This window comes from Paraburkholderia phymatum (assembly GCF_038900715.1).
Lineage (GTDB): Bacteria > Pseudomonadota > Gammaproteobacteria > Burkholderiales > Burkholderiaceae > Paraburkholderia > Paraburkholderia phymatum_A.
The window spans coordinates 155,949-172,256 of record NZ_JAYMRZ010000003.1; the positions used below are offsets into that span (position 1 = coordinate 155,949).

Here is a 16,308-nt window from a genome sequence, read left to right on the forward strand (position 1 = left end):
CGTACAGATCATCTCTTTTCAAGTGAAGGGAGATCCATTCCGCGCCACTGCAATGGGCGCCATAACCAGAAGCGGTTGCAGGAAACGGCTTCTCCACAGGCGAACTTCAGCGCTCGCCGGCTGGATTCGCTGGCCGAGGGATCCTCGAGGACCGGACACATTTCGCGTCGAATAGCGGGCTCCGCCTTATAAGGCGTCGGGTGTATTCTGACGAGATGGCGGGGGCGGCAAATGGCTACCCATGATTTCGGCGAAATGTGCAACGGCCTCCAGATCTTGTGGGAGGACGGTGAGCGCGTCTTCAGCCGGGCACCACAGTCGGCAGATGTCGGGAAGAAGACGCTACTCATTGCGCGGCCCGCCGTCGCGCAGCCCTCACCTGCCAGCCTTGAACGGCTCGCTCACGAATTCGAACTGAAGGACGAACTCGATGGTGCGTGGGCGGTGCGGCCGGTGGAACTGGTGCGCGAAGGCGGTGGAACGCTACTTGTGCTCGAGGATCCGGGCGGTCAGTCGCTCGAGCGGCTAATCGGCGCGCCGATGGCGGTAGGTAGCGCGGTGCGCGTCGCCGCCGGCATCGCCGTGGCGCTGGGCAAGCTGCACCAGCGCGGCCTCATCCATAAGGACCTCAAGCCTGGCCATATTTTAGTGAACTGCACGGACGGCCAGCCGCGGCTGACCGGCTTCGGCATCGCCTCGCAGTTGCGACGCGAGCGACAGGCGCCCGAGCCGCCAGAAACCCTCGCCGGCACGCTTGCCTACATGGCCCCCGAACAGACCGGGCGCATGAACCGCTCGATCGACGCCCGCAGCGATCTCTACGCGCTCGGCGTCACGCTCTACCAGATGCTGACAGGTTCGCTGCCGTTCACCGCAGACGATCCGATGGAGTGGGTGCACTGTCATATCGCGCGAAAACCAGTGCCGCCCAGCGAGCGGCTGAAGGGCGTCCCCGCCCCCGTGTCGGCCATCATCATGAAGCTGATGGCCAAGACGGCCGAAGAGCGCTACCAGACCGCCGGCGGCGTCGAGCGCGATCTGCGGCGCTGCCTTGCCGAGTGGGAAGCACACGGTTACATCGATGACTTTGCACCCGGCCAGCAGGACACGCCTGATCGGCTGCTCATCCCGGAAAGGCTCTATGGGCGCGAAAACGAGGTCGGGACCTTGCTGGCCTCCTTCGATCGCATCATCAAAGACGGCGCGCCGGAGCTGGTGCTGGTCTCGGGCTATGCGGGCATTGGCAAGTCCGCCGTCGTCAACGAAATGCACAGGGTGCTGGTTCCACCGCGCGGGCTCTTCGCGGCGGGCAAGTTCGACCAGTACAAGCGCGACATCCCTTATTCGACGCTCGCTCAGGCCTTTCAGAGCCTCGTGCGACCGCTGCTCGGCAAGCGCGACGCCGAGCTCTCCGGCTGGCGAGACGCCTTTCTCGAGGCGCTCGGGCCGAACGCACAGCTGATGATTGACGTCGTGCCAGAGCTCAAGCTCATCATTGGCGAGCCGCCCCCCGTCCCTGAGCTTGAGCCGCAGCAGGCACAACGCCGTTTCCAGCTGGTGTTCCAGCGCTTCATCGGTGTCTTTGCCCGCGCCGAACATCCACTGGCACTCTTTCTCGACGACCTGCAATGGCTCGACGCGGCCACGCTCGATCTGCTCGAGGGCCTGTTGACCCGGTCCGATCTGCAGCACCTCATGCTGATGGGTGCCTATCGTGACAACGAGGTGACAGCCGACCATCCGCTGACGCGCAAGCTCGAAGCCATCAAGGCTAACGGTGGCAAGGTCACGGAAATTGCGCTGGCGCCGCTTAAGCAAGCGCATCTGCGGCAGTTGCTTGCGGACGCGCTTCGCTGCGAGCCCGCACACGCCGTGCCACTCGCGCAACTGGTCCACCAGAAAACCGGCGGCAATCCGTTTTTTGCCATTCAGTTCCTGTCGTCGCTCGCTGAAGAGGACATGCTCGTCTTTGACCATGATGCTGCCCGCTGGTGCTGGGATCTCGAGCGCATTCACACCAAGGGATATACCGATAACGTCGTCGACCTCATGGTCGCGAAACTCACGCGCCTGCCGGGCGAAACGCAGAATGCGTTGCAGCAACTGGCATGTCTTGGTAATAGCGCCGGGACGACGACGCTCTCACTTGTCCTCGGGACGTCGGAAGAGCAGGTTCAGGGGGCGCTCTGGCCCGCCCTCCGGCATGAACTGGTGGAGCGCGGCGCGGCCAGCTACAGGTTCGCCCACGATCGCGTTCAGGAAGCCGCGTATTCGCTGATCGCCGAAAAGCTGCGAGACGAAGCCCACCTTCGTATCGGCCGACTGCTGGCGGAGCACACGCCGACCGAAAAACGCAACGAGGAGATCTTCGAGATCGTCAATCAGCTCAATCGCGCGATCCCGCTCATCGTGTCACGAGAGGAGCGGGACCAGCTCGCCGGGTTCAACCTGATCGCCGGCAGGCGCGCCAAGGCCTCCACCGCCTACGCCTCAGCGCTCACATATCTGGTTGCCGGTGTGGCGCTCGTGGGCGACGATGGCTGGGAGCGCCTGCGGCAGCTTATGTTCGCGCTGGAGTTGCATCGGGCCGAATGCGAATTGCTGACCGGTGCGCTGGCGGCTGCGGACGAACGTCTCGCGGCACTCGCGGCCCGCGCGGAGTATGCGCTCGAACATGCGTGCGTCGCGTGTCTGCGCGTGGACGTGCACGTGACCCGCGATGAGAACGGCCGCGCGGTCGCCGTCGCTCTCGAATGCCTCCGACATCTGGGCATCGAGTGGTCGCCGCAACCGACAGAAGAGGAAGCGCGCCGGGAGTATCAGCGGATCTGGTCGATGCTTGGAGACCGCCCGCTTGAGGTACTTGTCGATCTGCCCTTGATGAGCGACCCGGCTTCGCTCGCAACTGTCGATGTTCTGGCCAAGCTCGCGGCGCCTGCCTATTATTCGAGTCCGAACCTGGGTTGCCTGGTCATCTGTCGTTTTGTCAATCTGAGCCTCGAGCACGGCAACGCTGACGCGTCCTCTTACGCCTATGCGTGCCTCGGTGTGATCGCCGGGTCACGCTTCGGCGACTACGAGACCGCATACCGATTTGGCCGGCTCGGCTACAAGCTGGTCGAGAAGCGTGGGCTGAAGCGCTACGACGCAAGGACCTATATGACCTTTGGCGGCACCGCCCTGCCGTGGAAACAACCCGTCAGGGATGGCCGCGAAATAATGCGTCAAGCGCTGGAGGCGGCCAACCAGAGCGGGGACCCGAGTGGGGCGGCGCACGGTTGTAGCTACCTGAATACGAACCTGCTTGCCGCCGGCGATCCGCTGGAACAGGTACAAGAAGAAGCCGAACGGGGTCTCGCGTTTGCGCAGAAGACACAATACGGTGCCATCGTTGACGGCATCAGCGCCCAGCTCGGCCTGATACGGACGCTGAGGGGGCTCACGCCGACGTTTGGCCACTTCGACGATGCGAATTTTGATGAACTTCGGATCGAGCGCCGTTTCGCGGAGAACCCGGATCTGGCCATTGCCGAGTGCTGGTACTGGATCCGTAAGTTGCAGGCGCGGTTCTTCGCAGGCGACTATGGTGCGGCGGCCGATGCCGCATTGCGGGCGCGACGGGTGCTTTGGGCGTCCCCCAGCTTCGAAATCGCCGAATATCACTTTTACGGCGCGTTGTCTCGCGTGGCCTGTTTCGATACGGCAACGGCTAATGAGCGACAGGTTCACATTGAGGCACTTGCGGACCATCAAAGACAACTCAAGAACTGGGCAGATCTTTGCCCGGAGAATTTCGAGGACCGCGCTGCCCTAGTGGGGGCAGAGATCGCGCGCATCGAAGGCCGCACGCTCGATGCGATGACCCTTTACGATCAGGCTATCCGCTCGGCCCAGGCAAGCGGCTTTGTACACAACGAAGCGCTTGCCAACGAACTTGCTGCGCGTTTCTTTTTGATGCGAGGCTTCGCGAAGGTCGCGCGCGTCTACCTGCAAGATGCCCATGAGGCCTATCTGCGATGGGGAGCAAACGGCAAGGCGCGACAGCTTGAACAGTGCTACCCCAGCCTCGAGCCCTATGCGGACCATGCGCGCCAGACGGCCACACCCGGAACGCCCATCGAGCAGCTGGATCTCGCTACCGTGCTGAGCGTCTCACAGATCGTGTCGGGCGAAATTGTGCTCGAGAGCCTGATCGAAGCACTGATGCGCACTGCAGTGGAACACGCGGGCGCGCAACGCGGCCTGCTCGTGCTTCCGCGCGGCGCCGAGCTGTGGATCGAGGCGCAGGCAAATACAGACGGCGACTCAGTCACGGTCGCGCTTCGCGAGGCGCCGATCTCCGCGGCCGAATTGCCCGAGTCGATTCTTCAGTATTGCGCGCGTACACAGGAGAGCGTCATCCTCGACGATGCCTCAGCCCGGGGCGCGTTCTCCAACGACGGGTACATTGCTCGCGTGCAGGCGCGATCGGTCCTCTGCCTGCCATTCGTTAAACAGGGCAGGCTGATTGCACTGCTTTATCTGGAAAACCACCTCGCAGCCGGTGCCTTTACCCCGGGAAGGATAGCGGTCCTGAAGGTACTGGCTTCGCAGGCTGCAATGACGCTGGAGAACGCCCGTCTGTATCGCGATCTTGCAGAACGCGAAGCGAAGATCCGGCGCCTCGTCGACGCCAACATCGTCGGGATCTTCATTGCGGATATCGAAGGTCGGATCCTCGAAGCCAATGACGCATTTCTTCGTATTGTCGGATACGACCGTGACGATCTCCTGACGGGGCGTCTGTGCTGGAGCGATCTGACGCCTCCGGAGTGGCTCGAGCGCCACAGAAGAGAGTGGGTGCCGGAGCTGAAGATGACGGGAACGTTACAGCCGTACGAGAAAGAGTACTTCAGGAAGGACGGCAGCCGCGTGCCTGTGCTGGTCGGCGTTGCGATGCTGGAAGAAAGCGGGACTCAAGGTATCGCATTTGTGCTCGATCTGAGCGAGCGCAAACGGGCGGAAGCGGAAGCACGGCAGATGCAGCTCGAGCTCGCGCATGCCAACCGCGTCACGACGATTGGGCAACTCGCGGCGTCGATCGGCCACGAAATCAAGCAGCCGATCGCGGGGATCACACTCAATGCGTCGACGGGTCTGCGCTGGCTTGGTCGCGAACCACCCGATGTGACGGAGGCCCGTCAGGCGTTCGATCGTATCGTCCGTGACGCCGCGCGTGCCGGCGAAGTGATCAAGCGCATTCATGGCCTTGTAAAAAAGGCCCCGACGTGCAACGAGATCCTGCAACTCGACGAGGCGATTCGCGAGGTCCTGGCGCTCGCGTCGAGTGAAGCAAACAGGAACGGCGTGTCTGTGCGGCTGCAGCTTGCCGAGGACTTACCGCTCATTCAAGGCGATCGCGTGCAACTGCAGCAGGTGATGCTGAACCTTGTTATCAATGCCATTGATGCGATGAGCGCGGTTGATGACGAACCGCGGGAATTGACGATCAGCACCGCCATGAATGAAACGGGTGCCGTCCTGGTGACAGTGTGCGATTCCGGGCCGGGTATCGCTCCCGGGAACATCGAGCGCATCTTTGCGCCGTTTTATACGACAAAGACTACCGGTTTGGGGATGGGACTGTCGATCTGCCGCTCGATCGTCGAAGCGCACGGCGGGCGATTGTGGGTAAGCGCAAACGTACCCCACGGCGCTATCTTTGAGTTCACGGTGCCCGTTCATCCAGCGGCTTCGGCGTAAGCCGGCTTCGCATCGCGCACCGCAGGGTATCGCATTCGCCGGTCTCCGTCCGCCGTCGATGGCTACGAGTTGCATGATGGTCGGCCAGCTAGCGTCCGATGTCTCGCTCAGAGCCGACATCCGAATGTACGCCACGGGGCGAGACGCAATCAGCCTGCTACCCGAATCCTTTCGTTGTACATCGCGATTGAGAAAGGCGACTATCACCCGACTCGGTCCGATCCGTACTCGTTCCGGGTGCACGCGATGCTACGCCAGCGTCGCGGAGACGTCGCGCACGGACACCGGCTTCAAGCGGTAAGCGGTGCGCGACTCAATTGCCCGATGGTGTAGCGACACCTTCAACCGGTGCGAAGCAATGTCGTGTCATACCTAACCCAAAGTGCAATTGCGACTCTTCTCGGCATACCCTAAATTGGTTCGTAGACTGAGCACTCGTCGTGAGTGCCAGGCAAATGGACGACTTGATCGATCGACGCGAGGGACTGCATAAGTTGTCTTTCAACGCTTTTCGGTGATCGAGTCGGCGCCCAAATCGGAGCGCCTGTTCAAAGCGTCAGTCATCGAGGTCTGTGGCTGGGCACTATTGAGGCACCGAGGAACTCGGTGGATCGATCAATTCCACTTCGCTGCTCCGTCGCGAGCCGCCAACATCCATGAAAAATTTGAGCTTCCTCACGCATCAGGCGTTGTTCGATCATGCGATCGACCATCTTTTCGGCCAAGGTCGTGCCGCGCTGCTTCCGCGCGGCGGCGGCGCATATCGGGGCTATTGCGGCGGCTGTCCGGTCGGCAGCCTCATCAGGCCGCACGATTATGTCACTGCGATGGAGGGAGTGCCGGTGCGCTACATCGGCAAACGCCCGGACGAAGTTCCGGCCTATATGGATGCCGGTGTCGTTGCGCTGAAGAAGGCGCTGCTCAGAGCACGCGTCAACGTTTTCGATCCCACGACGATCAACCTCTTGAGCTGCCTGCAAAACGTCCATGACGCGTTCGGCATCTGGGAATGGCGGGAACGGCTCACGTCGATTGCTCGTCAGTTCGGCCTGTCCACCGAGCACATCAAGAAATACGCCGCCTGAGCGCCGCGCCTCTCGACGGCGCGCGCCATCCCGGCGTGGCTTCGTTCGAAGCATCACCGCCATTCGTGCCGCCGACGGAGAAAGGCGAGGCTCTATCCGACGCCCATCGCGTTGATGCAATTGGCGCGACCAATGGATGTTTCGACTGCGGCCCTCGAGGAAGCAATCCGCGAGGACCGGACCCATTTCACGTCGAATAGCGGCTCCGCCTTATAAGTCGTCGGGTGTATTCTGACGAAATCGCGGGGGGCGGCAAATGGCTACCCATGATTACGGCGAGATGCGCAACGGCCTCCAGATCTTGTGGGAGGATGGTGAGCGCGTCCTCAGCCGGGCACCGCGGTCGGCTAACGACGGGAAGTTGACGCAACTCATTGCGCGGCCCGCCGTCGAGCATCCCTCGCCTGCCAGTCTCGATCGGCTCGCGCACGAATTCGAACTGAAGGACGAACTCGATGGCGCGTGGGCGGTGCGGCCGCTGGAACTGGTGCGCGAAGGCGGTGGGACGCTGCTGGTGCTGGAGGACCCGGGCGGTGAGCCGCTCCACCGGCTGCTCGGCGCCCCACTTCAGTTGGAACGCTTCCTGCCGTTCGCCATCGGCATCGTCACCGCCTTGGGCAAGGCTCATCAGCGCGGTCTCATCCATAAGGACATCAAGCCGGCGCATATCCTGGTGAACGACGCGACGGGCGAAGTGAGGCTCACCGGCTTCGGCATCGCCTCGCGACTTCCGCGCGAACGCCAGAGGCCGGAACATCCCGAGTTGATCGCAGGAACCCTCGCGTACATGGCTCCGGAACAGACCGGACGGATGAACCGGTCGATCGATTCGCGCAGCGACCTTTACGCGCTCGGGGTAACGCTGTACGAGATGTTGACCGGGACCCTTCCTTTCAGCGCGCTGGATCCCCTCGAATGGGTGCACTGCCATATCGCGCGGCAGCCCGCTGCGCCGGGTGAGCGCGTCAAAGGCATTCCCGCCCCGCTCTCGGCAATCGTGATGAAACTTCTGTCGAAACCCGCCGAGGATCGATATCAAACCGCAAGCGGCCTGGAGTGGGACCTCAGAAGATGCCTGGCGGAGTGGGAAGCCGCTCATCAGATCGATCCTTTCCCGCTCGGAACACGCGATACGACGCAACAGCTTTTAATCCCCGAAAAGCTCTACGGACGCCACATTGAAATCACGACGCTTCTGGATGCCTTCGAGCGCGTTGCAACGCAAGGCACGCCGGAACTGGTCCTTGTGTCCGGCTACTCGGGGATTGGGAAATCCTCCGTCGTCAACGAGTTGCACAAGGTTATCGTGCTGCCTCGGGGTATTTTCATTTCGGGAAAGTTCGACCTGCGTCTGAGGGACATCCCTTACTCGACATTGGCCCAGGCATTTGCGGAACTCATCCGACAAATACTGAACGGGCAAGATGCCGACGTTGCGCGTTGGCGAGACGCGATCGAAGAAGCCGTTGGACAGCACGGGCGATTGCTGACCGATCTGATTCCTGAACTCGCAAGCCTGATCGGACCGCAACCGCCCGTTCCCGTACTCTCGCCACTGGAAACTCAACTGCGGTTTCAATCCGTCTTTCAGAAGTTTGTCGGCGTGTTCGCGCGCGCCGAGCATCCGCTCGTCATTTTCGTCGACGACCTGCAGTGGCTCGATCCGGCTACGTTGACCATGGTCGAATACCTGATAACGCATCTGGACACGCGCCACTTGCTATTGATCGGCGCGTATCGCGACAACGAAGTAGGTCCCGGGCATCCACTAATGAGTACGCTCGGTTCGATTCGCAAGGCCGGAACGACGGTACACGAGATCGTAGTCGGCCCACTCTCGCCAAACGACTTCAGTGAATTGCTTTGCGACGCTTTCAGATGCACGCGCGAGCAAGCCTTGCCTCTAGCCAGGCTGGTTCACCAGAAAGCCGGCGGCAATCCTTTCTTTGCGGGCCAGTTTTTGACGAATCTCTTTGAGGAAGGTCTCCTCGAGTTCGAGCCGCATTCGGCCTCGTGGCGATGGAGTCTTGAGAGCATCGATTCAAAAGGCTTCACCGAAAACGTCGTGGACCTGATGATCCGCCGGCTGCAGAGGCTTTCGCCTACCGCACAGGATGCGTTGAAGGTGCTTGCCTGCCTGGGCAGTCAGGCTGACTTCGGCACCCTTGCGAACCTCTGGGGCGGCTCCGAGGCAAAGGTGCATGCGGATTTCGCTGACGCCGTCCGAGCCGGCTCGATCATTTCCATGGACCGCAGCTTCAAGTTCCTGCACGACCGGGTGCAAGAAGCGGCATATGCGCTGATCCCGGCCGTTTCTCGCGCGGAACATCACCTGCGCATTGGCCGCCAGCTCTTGTCGCGGCTCGATGACGCAGACATCGCGGCCAGGATCTTTGATCTCGTGAACCAGTTGAATCTTGGATGCGAGCTCATTGTCGAGCGGCCCGAACGACATCGTGCCGCAGCCCTCAATCTCGACGCAGCAAAAAAAGCGAAGGCCTCTACCGCTTATCGTTCGGCCTGCAATTATCTCGCGGCAGCTGCGTCGCTGCTTTCGGAGCAAGGGTGGGACGACTGTTACGAATTGACCTTCAGCGTCTGGTTCGAGCAGGCCGAATGCGAGTTTCTTCTCTCCCATTTCACCGAAGCCACCCGGTGGATCGATGAGATGTTGCTTCAGGCGCGATCGAAGATCCACCGCGCCGAAGCCTACCGGCTCAGGATGATCCTGCAGTTGGTGAATGGCGACAATGCATCCGCTGTCAGAACCGCCCGCGAATGTCTGGGAATGTTCGATATCGATTTGCCCAGTCATCCTGCGGATGACGAAGTATCGGCGGAATACGAAACTATCTGGACGCACCTCGGCGCGCGCCCGATCGAAAGCCTCAGTTGCCTGCCGATGATGGAAGACCCGGAGATGCGGGAGGTCATGAACATCTTCCACATGCTCGGGCAGACGGCCTATTTCACCGATATCAATCTGGCCCAGACGATTGCGTGCCGAATGGTCACCGTGACGCTGCAGTACGGCACAACCGATTCGGCTGTCCACGCCTACGCGTTCCTCTCCGTCCTTCTGGGCCCGTTCTTCCACCGATACCGGGACGGCGAGGCATTCGCCCGGTTGGCGGTCGCAGTGGCGGAGAAACACCGCTTCGCGACTCAACAAGTGGCCGCGCACTTCTTTGTGCAAATGGCGGTTCTCTGGACGCAGCCGATCGAAGTCGCATTAGGATGCCTCGATACTGCCGCTCGGTATGCGCAAGAGACAGGCGAGGTGATATATGCCACCTTCAGCCTTGAACATCGGCTGACAGATCTGCTGACACGCGGCGATCACCTCGACGAGCTATGGTTCGAATCGATCAAGGCACTCGAGTTCGTCAAGCGGATCAACTTCCGTCACGTGCACGATATTCTCTCCAGCATCCTGCAATTCATCCAGAGGCTTCGCGGGCGCACCGGCGATCAGAGAGTGATCGAGGACGCGACGATCGAAGCACAGATCACGGAACATGGTATCGCCGTGGTCAACTGCTTCTATTGGATCTTGCAGGTCCAGCACCACTATCTGCTGGGCGAACCCGAGAAGGCGCTCGCGTGCGCCGACAAAGCCAGACCGCTTCTCTGGTCCGCACGCTGCCACATCCAGTTCGCGAACTACTGCCTTTACTATTCGCTCTCGCTCGCCGCGGTTTACAGCACCGCATCAACCGATCGGCAAGCCGAAATCCGGGCTGACATCGCCGCGAACATTCAAGCGTTCGAAAGGTGGGCACAAAGCTGCCCGGTTACGTTTGTGCACAAGCATCTGCTGCTGCGCGCAGAACTGGCGCGTCTGGACGGACACGAGATGCAGGCCATGCGGCTTTATGAGGATGCCGCCCACTTTGCAAGCGAGCACGGATTCGTCCAGGATCAGGCATTGGCCAACGAACTGGCTGGGCAATGCTGCGTCGCCTCAGGCCTCGCGCGCGCCGCAGACGCCTATTTGCGCGAAGCGCGGGACTGCTATTTCCGATGGGGCGCACACGGCAAAATTGCTCAACTGGATCGGCGCCATCCCTTGAGCAAAACCGAAGTGGCGCCTGTCTCACGCGCGACTATCGAGGAATACATCGAGCAACTGGATGTCGCGACAATCGTGAAGACAGCTCAGGCAATCTCGGGCGAAATGGTGCTTGAGAACCTGATCAGATCCTTGATGGTGATCGCAGTCGAGCACGCTGGCGCCGAACGCGGACTGTTGATCCTTCCACAGGGCACCCAACAGCGCATCGAGGCCGAAGCCACGATACAAGGTGGCAAAGTCATCGTGCAATTTCCGCAACAGTCGCCGAGCTCGACAGCACTGCCGGACTCGCTCTTCCGCCATGTCGCAAGCACACGTGAACCCGTCATCATTGATGATGCCTCAGCCGAAAACCGGTTTTCCGCTGATCCTTATATCCGCCGGAAATGCGCACGTTCCGTCCTTTGCTTGCCGTTACTCAAGCAGGCCAAGCTGATCGGCGTGCTCTATCTGGAGAACAACCTCCTTCCCTGCGTCTTTGCTCCGAAGCGCATCGCCCTGTTGAAGCTGCTCGCCTCACAGGCGGCGATCGCATTGGAAAACGCGTGCCTATACCGCGATCTCGCAGAACGTGAAGCGAAGATCCGGCGCCTCGTCGACGCCAACATCGTCGGAATCCTGATTGGGGATCTCGAAGGTTGGGTCCTCGAAGCCAATGACGCGTTTCTTCGTATCGTCGGATACGACCGTGACGATCTCCTGGCAAGGCGTCTGCGCTGGATGGACCTTACGCCGCCTGAGTGGCTCAAGCGCAGCAGAATAGAGTGGGAGAAGCTGGAAAAGACGGGGATATTACAGCCGTACGAGAAAGAGTACTTCAGGAAGGACGGCAGCCGCGTGCCGGTGCTGATCGGCATTGCAATGCTGGACGAGAAGGCGAATCAGGCTATCGCCTTCGTGCTCGACCAAAGCGAGCGTAAACGCGCGGAAGCGGACGCACGCCAGATGCAGCTCGAGCTCGCGCATGCAAACCGTGTCACGGCGATTGGGCAACTCGCGGCCTCGATCAGTCACGAAATGAAGCAGCCGATCGCGGGGATCACGCTCAATGCATCGACGGGTCTGCGCTGGCTTGGTCGCGAACCACCCGATGTGAAGGGGGCACACCAGGCGCTTGATCGGATTGTCCGCGACGCCTGGCGTGCAGGCGAGGTGATAAAGCGCATTCACGGCCTTGTAAAAAAGGCCCCGACGTGCAACGAAATCCTGCAGCTCAACGAGGCGATTCGCGAGGTCACTGCACTCACGTGCGGTGAAGCGAACAGGAACGGCGTCTCTGTGCGGACGCAGCTTGCAGAGGACTTGCCGCTCATCAAAGGCGACCGGGTGCAACTCCAACAGGTAATGCTGAACCTTGTTATCAATGCCATCGATGCGATGAGCGCGGTTGACGACGGACCGCGAGAATTGACGATCAGCGCCGCCACGAATGAGCCGGGTGACGTCCTTGTGACGGTGCGCGATTCCGGAACGGGTGTCGCTCCCGAGAACATCGAGCGGCTCTTCGAGCCGTTTTATACGACAAAGGCTACCGGATTGGGGATAGGACTGTCGATCTGTCGCTCGATCATCGAAGCGCACGGCGGCCGATTGTGGGCGAGCGCGAACGTACCCCGCGGCGCCAGCTTTCAGTTCACGGTGCCCGTCCATCCAGCTGTTTCATCGTAGGCCGGCCTCGCATTGCGCACCGCAGGGGATCGCATCGCCCGCTTCCGTCTTCCGTCAATCCGTCCGGCAAAATCCGCCCGAACGGGAGCGAATCAGCCCTGGACCGACACCAAGGTATATTGACTATCCGTTCGCAAAAGCCGATCGTTGTATGGTAAGGAGCGCTGCAGGAAGGGACAGCGATGGAAAGCGAACTCAGTCGTACTGTGGATGCGCTCCCCGGGTTGGTATGGACTGCCCTTCCCGACGGTCGCATCGAGTTCGTCAATCGACGCTGGTGCGAATATACGGGGCTTTCCGTTGAGCAAGCGTCCGGCGAGGGCTGGCAGACGGCGTTCCACCCCGACGAACTGCGCGCGCTGGTCGAAACCTGGCGGGCAGTCGTTGCTTCCCGCAAGCCGGGCGAGGCGGAAGCGAGAATGCGTCGCTTCGATGGCACGTATCGCTGGTTTGTATGCCGGGTCACACCGATTGTCGACGGTGCCGGCGAAGTCGTGAAGTGGTGCGGGATCAACTCGGACATCGAGGACCGCAAGCAGGCCGAAGATGCGCTCCGCGTGCACGATCAGCGCTTCGAGCTGATAGTCAATAGCCTCCCCACCCGGGTTGTCCTTTTTACGCCCGACGGTGACGTTTTGCACGCCAACCGCCATACGCTCGACTACTCCGGCATGACCCTCGATGAGTTGAAGGCATGGAAGACCAACGGACTGGTCCATCCGGATGACCGGGAAGCGGTCGTTGCCCGGTTTGATGCGTCAATCAGCACGGGCGAGCCTTATGACGCAGAGTCGCGCCACCGCCGCGCCGACGGCGTCTACCGATGGTTCCGCATACAGGGATTTCCGTTGCACGATAACGAGGGTCGAATCGTTCTCTGGTATCTCCTTCAGACGGATATCGATGACCGCAAGCGGGCCGAAGCGCTGCTTGCTGCGGAAAAGCGCCTGCTCGAAATGGTGGCGCTGGGGCTGCCTTTGTCGACGGTTCTCGAGGCGTCGTGCCGGCTGGTCGAAGAAATCGCAAACGGGTGCTTCTGCAGAATCTCGTCGAGAGATGGCCATGACATGACACTCCGGCACGTGGGATCGCCCGGCCTTCCGTCGAGTTACCTCCCTCCCCCCGGTGACAGCCTCGTGTCGCCTGAGTCAGAACCCTGTGGAATGGCGGCCGCCCTCAAGACTCAGGTGATCGTGCCGGACGTCGCGTCGGACTTACGCTGGGATCGAGCGTGGCAAGAGTTCACGCTTGCGCATGGACTGCGTTCCTGCTGGGCGACGCCGATCCTGTCGCGCGCCAACGACGTACTGGGAACATTCACCCTGTTCCGGTCGGAGACGGGCACCCCCACGCCCTTCCAGAGCGATCTGATCGGACAGTTCGCGCACATCGCGAGCATCGCCATCGAACGTGCATGCAGCATCACGGCGCGTCAACAGGCAGACGAGCGGTTAAGAAAAAACGCGGCGCTGATGGCCAAGGTGGAGCAGCTTAGCTCGAGTGGAAGCTTTTGCTGGCGCCCCGAGACCGGCTCGTTCACCTGGTCGGACCAGCTCTATCGCATCTTCGGGATCGAGCCAGGGGCGCCCGTTACGATGGACATGATCGCGGCTCGATTCCACCCGGGCGACCTCCATCTGCTGCGTGAAATGATCGAGCGAGCGCAAGAAGGCAAGGATCTGGAACTCGACCACCGCCTGCTGCTGCCCGACGGCTCGGTCAAGCACATGCACATACAGGCTCACGCCACGCGTGACCCGCAGGGCTGGCTGGACTACATCGGCGCCGCGCAGGACATGACGGAGCACCGGCAGTCCGAAGATGCGCTCCTTGCGCTGCGCACCGAATTGGCCCACCTGAGCCGGGTCAACAGTCTGGGCGCGCTGACGGCCTCGATCGCGCATGAGATCAACCAGCCGCTGGCCGGCATCATGACCAACGCCAGCACCGGTCTGCGCATGCTGAGCGCAGAGCCGCCCAATGTCGAGGGCGCGCTCGAGACTATACGACGCACGATCCGTGACGGGCACCGCGCGTCGGAGGTGATGACGCGTCTGCGCGCGCTGTTCACCAAGAAGGCCGCGACGACGGATGCGATCGATCTGGTCGAAGCCGCGCACGAGGTTATCGAGCTGCTTCGCGGCGAGATTCGTAACGAACGGATCGTGCTGCGGCTGGAGATCGCCGACGACCTGCCGCCCGTCGCAGGCGACAGGGTCCAGCTCCAACAGGTGGTGCTGAACCTGCTTCTCAACGCCATGCAGGCGATGAACGGCGTCGACGACCGTCCACGGCAGATGCTGGTCAGGATCGAACGCGACGATGGCGACCGCGTGCGACTCGCTGTGACCGATTCCGGGGTGGGCTTCGACCCGCAGCATGCGGGCAAGCACTTCGACGAGTTCTTTACGACCAAGAGGGAAGGCATTGGCATCGGTTTAGCTGTCAGCCGCCGCATCATCGAGAGCCACGGCGGCCGCCTGTGGGCCTCCTCGAACGCTGGCCAAGGCGCCACGTTTACGTTTTCCATCCCGTGTCGCGCTGACAGTATGTCGGCCGCCGATCGGCCCGCGCCCACAGGACAGTCGGCGCGCGCGGACACGGAGCGGGCCGTGAGGAACCCATGATGGTCGAGCGCTCACTTATCGCGGTAGTCGACGACGACGAGTCGGTGCGCGAATCGCTGCCCGACCTGCTGCGAGAGTTCGGCTTTGCGGCACGGGCGTTTGCGTCGGCGCAGGAATTCCTGGCCTCCGGCTGTGCCGACGAAGCGCACTGCCTGATCCTCGATATCGCGATGCCCGGAATGTCCGGCCAGGACCTGCAGTACGAGCTCAAGCGGCGCCGGCAAACGGTTCCGATCGTCTTCATCACGGCGCATGGCGACGAGGCCCTCCGGCCGCGCATGCTCGAACAGGGTGCCGTCGAATGTCTGTTCAAGCCATTCAGCGACACGGCTTTGCTCGGAGCGATCCAGGCCGCGCTCCGGGTTGAATGATTCATCCAGATGCCTGCGGATGGAGTTCGAAATGACACCCGCCCATGCAGTTGAACTCGAATCGGAATTGTCGCCGGCGCAAGCCACGCCCGTCGTCTTCGTCGTCGACGACGATGTCTCGGTGCGTGAGTCGCTCGAAGCAATGATCCGTTTTGCCGGCCTCAGGGCAGAGACGTTCGCTTCCGCCCAAGACTTTCTTGGGCGCCCGCGCGCGATGGTCCCGAACTGCCTGGTGCTGGACGTCAGTCTTCCCGATCTCAGCGGCCTCGACCTGCAGAGCCTGATTGGAGCCGAGCGTACCGACATGCCGATCATCTTCATCACTGGCTACGGCGACGTACCGATGACGGTGCGGGCCATGAAAGCCGGAGCGGTTGAATTTCTCACCAAGCCCTTTGACGACCAGGTCCTGCTCGATGCCATCCGTCACGCCATCGAACGCAGCCGCGTGGCATTAAGCGAGGAAGCCGGGATGCAGTCGATCCGTGATCGCTACGCGTCACTCAGTCGACGCGAGCGGGAAGTCATGGCGTTGGTGGTGTCAGGCCTTCTGAACAAGCAGGTGGCAGGCGAGTTGGGCATCAGCGAGATCACTGTGAAGGTGCACCGCAGGCACGTCATGCGAAAGATGAACGCCCGCTCGCTCGCGGAACTGGTCAACATCGCGGGAAGACTTCGTCCTGGCCGGGCACCCGCGTAAGGGTCAGGGCGCGTCCCTGCATGCCGATGACAGCACCAGT

Annotated in this window: 6 protein-coding genes; all 6 read left to right on the forward strand. The window is 61.5% G+C overall.

What is annotated here, in order from left to right; all coding sequences use genetic code 11:
- The first annotated feature begins 231 nt into the window (after nt 1-231).
- The 6 genes from VSR68_RS07065 (at nt 232) to VSR68_RS07090 (ending at nt 16,268) form a co-directional block, all read left to right on the forward strand.
- Nucleotides 232-5,742: a trifunctional serine/threonine-protein kinase/ATP-binding protein/sensor histidine kinase gene (locus VSR68_RS07065; protein WP_342939132.1), complete on the forward strand. Its 5,511-nt coding sequence runs from the start codon at nt 232-234 to the stop codon at nt 5,740-5,742.
- 656 nt (nt 5,743-6,398) lie between these two features.
- Complete coding sequence (locus VSR68_RS07070) at nt 6,399-6,827, forward strand: hypothetical protein (protein WP_342939133.1); 429 nt, start codon at nt 6,399-6,401, stop codon at nt 6,825-6,827.
- A 256-nt stretch (nt 6,828-7,083) separates the two neighbouring features.
- Nucleotides 7,084-12,570 (forward strand): trifunctional serine/threonine-protein kinase/ATP-binding protein/sensor histidine kinase, encoded by a 5,487-nt coding sequence (locus VSR68_RS07075; protein ID WP_342939134.1) that lies wholly within the window; start codon nt 7,084-7,086, stop codon nt 12,568-12,570.
- A gap of 182 nt (nt 12,571-12,752) precedes the next feature.
- A complete protein-coding gene (locus VSR68_RS07080) occupies nt 12,753-15,197 on the forward strand; it encodes a PAS domain-containing protein (RefSeq protein ID WP_342939135.1) in 2,445 nt (814 codons plus the stop codon).
- Nucleotides 15,194-15,568 (forward strand): response regulator, encoded by a 375-nt coding sequence (locus VSR68_RS07085; protein WP_342939136.1) that lies wholly within the window; start codon nt 15,194-15,196, stop codon nt 15,566-15,568. Before VSR68_RS07080 ends, VSR68_RS07085 begins: the two co-directional genes overlap by 4 nt.
- A gap of 31 nt (nt 15,569-15,599) precedes the next feature.
- On the forward strand, nt 15,600-16,268 hold the full coding sequence (locus VSR68_RS07090; protein ID WP_342939137.1) for a response regulator transcription factor: 669 nt from the start codon (nt 15,600-15,602) through the stop codon (nt 16,266-16,268).
- The last annotated feature ends 40 nt before the right edge of the window (nt 16,269-16,308 follow it).

Coding starts and splice junctions, on each gene's coding strand:
- VSR68_RS07075 (WP_342939134.1), top strand. CDS start 7,084: ATGGCTACCCATGATTACGGCGAGATGCGCAACGGCCTCCAGATCTTG.
- VSR68_RS07065 (WP_342939132.1), top strand. CDS start 232: ATGGCTACCCATGATTTCGGCGAAATGTGCAACGGCCTCCAGATCTTG.
- VSR68_RS07070 (WP_342939133.1), top strand. CDS start 6,399: ATGAAAAATTTGAGCTTCCTCACGCATCAGGCGTTGTTCGATCATGCG.
- VSR68_RS07090 (WP_342939137.1), top strand. CDS start 15,600: ATGACACCCGCCCATGCAGTTGAACTCGAATCGGAATTGTCGCCGGCG.
- VSR68_RS07080 (WP_342939135.1), top strand. CDS start 12,753: ATGGAAAGCGAACTCAGTCGTACTGTGGATGCGCTCCCCGGGTTGGTA.
- VSR68_RS07085 (WP_342939136.1), top strand. CDS start 15,194: ATGATGGTCGAGCGCTCACTTATCGCGGTAGTCGACGACGACGAGTCG.